This is a genomic window from Limnohabitans sp. (genome assembly GCF_031538885.1).
Lineage (GTDB): Bacteria > Pseudomonadota > Gammaproteobacteria > Burkholderiales > Burkholderiaceae_C > Limnohabitans.
In genome coordinates this window covers 1-3,780 of sequence record NZ_JAVKLW010000049.1, presented here as the reverse complement: position 1 = coordinate 3,780, position 3,780 = coordinate 1, and the positions used below count along the sequence as shown (strand labels likewise).

The window sequence follows — 3,780 nt, the reverse complement described above, 5'->3', positions numbered from 1 at the left end:
GCCCACCCTTGACCAGCCTGACGGCCTCCAGCTTGAATTCCAGTGTGTACCGCGCCCGTCGTATCGAATCGCTCATTTCTCTCTCCTAAAACTGATTTTTACCTATCAGCTAAGGAGTACGTTTTTCAGGGGTAAGGTCAAACTGCATATCACGCCAACCGCACTCACACGCCGAGTGCAAAAACTAGAAGCCTATTTGGGTTTGAAGCTGCTAGACCGTACCACGCGTCGCGTTGAGATGACAGCAGTTGGTCGAGAATTTTTGCCTCAAGCACGCGCCATCGTCAATGAAATGACCTCTGACGTGGGACGGCTCAAAGACATGTCGCTGCATGCCAAAGGCAACTTTACCCTCGCCTGTGTCCCCAGCATGGCGGCGCACATGCTTCCTCAACTCATCCGCCAATATGCAGACACATGCCCTGGCAACCGCATTCGATTGCTGGATGCGGCCTCTTACGAAGTCCGCGAAGCCGTGCTCAACCACCAAGCCGAAATTGGCATTGCCGTCAACGGTGAAGTTCACCCGGATCTGATCGAGACGCCTCTGTTTGACGACCCCTTGGTGTTTATCTGCCGTGACACACACCCACTGCACGGCAAAGAAAGCGTTACTTGGACCGACATGCGTGAAGCTGATCTGATTGTGGTGAGCAACTTTATGGCGACTCGTGTGCTCATGGACTACCAGTTAGCCAAGCATGGCATTCGTCTCAACGGTAATTACGAAGTGCGACATCACGCAACGGCCATCAATTTGGTGGCCGCAGGCGTGGGCTGTGCCAGCCTGCCCTCCTCTACCTTGCTGGATGGGGATCGGATGCACGTAAGAAAAATCAAGTTGATTGGCCCGATTGTCAAACGCAAGATCGCTTTGCTGCGACACAAAAACACCAGTCTTTCGCCAGCCGCACAAGCCTTTTTTGAATTGATTCAAAAGGCCAATCTCAAAGAGCCACGAACACGACTCGTGCGAAAAACGAAATAATTAGGACTGAAATTGCACTTCTCAACATAACCGTTTACCCCGACACTTACTGGTATGACGATTCAAACAAGTGCAACACAAGCCCCTGATGTGCTGATCATCGGTGGCGGTAATGCAGCCTTATGTGCTGCCTTGATGGCTGCTGAAGCGGGTGCCTCCGTTTTGATGCTCGAAGCGGCACCGCGAGAATGGCGCGGAGGCAACTCAGGCCATACGCGTAATCTGCGCTGCATGCACGATGCACCGCAAGACGTGCTTGTCGAGGCCTATCTCGAAGCAGAATATTGGCAAGACCTGCTCAAGGTCACAGGCGGCATCACCGATGAAAAATTAGCCCGCCTCGTGATCCGTGCGTCGTCGACCTGCCGCGATTGGATGCGTAAGCACGGAGTTCATTTTCAGCCGCCGCTGTCTGGTGCTTTGCATGTGGCTCGCACCAATGCATTTTTCATGGGTGGCGGTAAAGCACTGGTCAATGCCTATTACCGCAGCGCGCAGAAGCTTGGCGTACAAGTGCGCTACAACGCTCCTGTTGACAAACTCGACATCGAAAACGGACGTTTCGTGGCGGCTTATATCGGCGACGAGCGCATCACCGCCAAAACCTGTGTGGTGGCCGCTGGTGGGTTTGAGTCCAACCGCGAATGGCTGCGTGAGGCCTGGGGCCAAAACGACCGTGGTGAATGGCCTGCTGACAACTTCCTCATTCGTGGCACGCAATACAATCAAGGCGTTTTGCTCAAACACATGCTGGCGCATGGCGCGGACCGCATTGGCGACCCCACACAAGCCCACATGGTAGCCATTGATGCACGCGCGCCTTTGTATGACGGAGGTATTTGCACACGCATTGATTGCGTCTCACTGGGCGTCGTAGTCAACCGCGAGGGTCAGCGCTTCTACGATGAAGGCGAAGATTTCTGGCCCAAACGCTATGCCATCTGGGGCCGCTTAGTGGCCCAGCAACCCGAGCAAACGGGTTACTCCATCATTGACGCCAAAGCTATTGGGCGCTTCATGCCGCCGGTATTTCCCGGCGTACAAGCTGACTCCTTACCTGAACTGGCCCAAAAACTCGGACTACCCGTGGATGCGTTCATGCAAACCCTCAACGATTACAACAACGCTTGTCGCATCGGCACCTTTGACCACACCCGCTTAGACGACTGCCACACCGAGGGCGTCAACCCTGCCAAAACCCATTGGGCACGCACCATCGACACAGGGCCGTATTACGGCTATGCATTGCGCCCTGGCATCACCTTCACCTACCTCGGCCTCAAGACAGATGAGACAGCCGCCGTACGATTCAACGACATCCCCAGCGACAACCTCTTTGTGGCGGGAGAAATGATGTCCGGCAACGTATTGGGCAAGGGCTACACCGCTGGCGTTGGCATGTCGATTGGTACCGCATTTGGCCGCATCGCCGGCACACAAGCAGCGAGAGCTGCCTTGCAATTGGACACACAAGGAGCACACCATGCACACGCTTGATGCACTTACGCAAGAAGCGCGCGCGCTCGGCAATGGCGAAGTCATGCTGTCGGCCTCAGAAACCGAAGTCGCACGACAGCTACAGATTTGTAGCGCCTGTCGTTATTGCGAAGGTTTTTGCGCCATGTTTCCAGCCATGACACGACGGCTTGAATTTGGCAAAGCGGACATCCACTATTTGGCGAACCTGTGCCACAACTGCGGCGCTTGTTTACACGCCTGTCAATATGCATCACCTCACGAATTTGCAGTCAACGTCACGCAAGCTATGGCGCAAGTGCGTGGACAAACCTACGCCGACTATGCGTGGCCGCCTACCCTAGGCGCACTCTACAAACGCAATGGACTCACCTTGTCGCTGGCTTTGGCTGCTGGCTTGTCCTTGTTCCTACTACTGGCATTGCAGCTAAACGGTACCTTGTGGTCTGCACAATTGCAAGGCAACTTCTACCATCTGTTCCCGCACAACTTGCTGGTGGCATTGTTCGCGCCTGTGTTCTTGTTTGCGACCTTAGCCTTGGCTTTGGGCGTGCGACGCTTTTGGCAAGACATCACACCAGCAACCAGCGGTGCTACCTTGACACCACCTGCCGCACATGAGGCCACACAAGACGTGTTGCGCTTGAAGTACTTGGACGGCGGTCATGGTGAAGGCTGCAACAACGAAGACGATGCGTTCACCCTCTCGCGGCGTCGCGCACACCACCTCACCTTCTATGGCTTCATGCTTTGCTTTGCCGCCACCAGTTTGGCCACGGTGTACCACTATGCATTTGGCTGGGTAGCACCCTACGATTTATCTAGCCTACCCAAGGTGCTCGGTGCTGCCGGTGGTGTGAGCTTGCTGCTGGGGACGGCGGGCCTATTCAAGCTCCATCTGCAACGCCACCCCCTGCATGGCGAGGCCACGCAAAAACTGATGGACTTGGGCTTCATCGCCTTGCTGTTCTTCGCCAGCTTGAGTGGCCTCGCGTTGTGGCTTTGTCGTGACAGTGCAGCCTTGCCCGCATTGCTGGCTATCCATTTGGGCATCGTCATGGCACTCTTTACAACATTGCCCTATGGCAAGTTTGCGCATGGTATTTTCAGAATCGCCGCCTTGCTGCGCTTTGCCGTTGAAAAGCGTCAACCCAACCCATTAGGGAAGGTCTGCATAACGCATGAATTTGTAGCGTGACTTGTTACGGACTTCACGATGTGCAATTGTGTGCGTCGATAGCACGATTTTTCGGCGTAAGAGACCCATTTCGTCATCCCACCTTTGCCCTCAGGCCCCTTGCGGACGCACCAGCCCT

Annotated in this window: 3 protein-coding genes; all 3 read left to right on the top strand. The window is 55.0% G+C overall.

Annotation, left to right across the window (positions count from 1 at the left end):
- Nucleotides 1–67: 67 nt before the first annotated feature.
- Genes RMS03_RS03180 through tcuB form a run of 3 tightly spaced genes read left to right on the top strand, consistent with a single transcriptional unit; the run spans nt 68 to nt 3,662 of the window.
- Nucleotides 68–988, top strand: a complete 921-nt coding sequence (locus tag RMS03_RS03180; RefSeq protein WP_310625660.1) for a LysR family transcriptional regulator — start codon at nt 68–70, stop codon at nt 986–988.
- A 54-nt stretch (nt 989–1,042) separates the two neighbouring features.
- The gene (gene tcuA, locus RMS03_RS03175; RefSeq protein ID WP_310625659.1) at nt 1,043–2,485 is read left to right on the top strand and encodes an FAD-dependent tricarballylate dehydrogenase TcuA; all 1,443 of its coding nucleotides are present in this window, start codon (nt 1,043–1,045) and stop codon (nt 2,483–2,485) included.
- Nucleotides 2,472–3,662 carry a tricarballylate utilization 4Fe-4S protein TcuB gene (gene tcuB / locus RMS03_RS03170; RefSeq protein WP_310625658.1) on the top strand — a complete coding sequence of 397 codons (1,191 nt, stop codon included), beginning with the start codon at nt 2,472–2,474 and terminating at the stop codon, nt 3,660–3,662. Before tcuA ends, tcuB begins: the two co-directional genes overlap by 14 nt.
- Nucleotides 3,663–3,780: the final 118 nt, after the last annotated feature.

Bases quoted from the DNA above. Each gene is read 5' to 3' on its own strand.
- tcuA (WP_310625659.1), top strand. From the start codon at position 1,043: ATGACGATTCAAACAAGTGCAACACAAGCCCCTGATGTGCTGATCATC.
- tcuB (WP_310625658.1), top strand. From the start codon at position 2,472: ATGCACACGCTTGATGCACTTACGCAAGAAGCGCGCGCGCTCGGCAAT.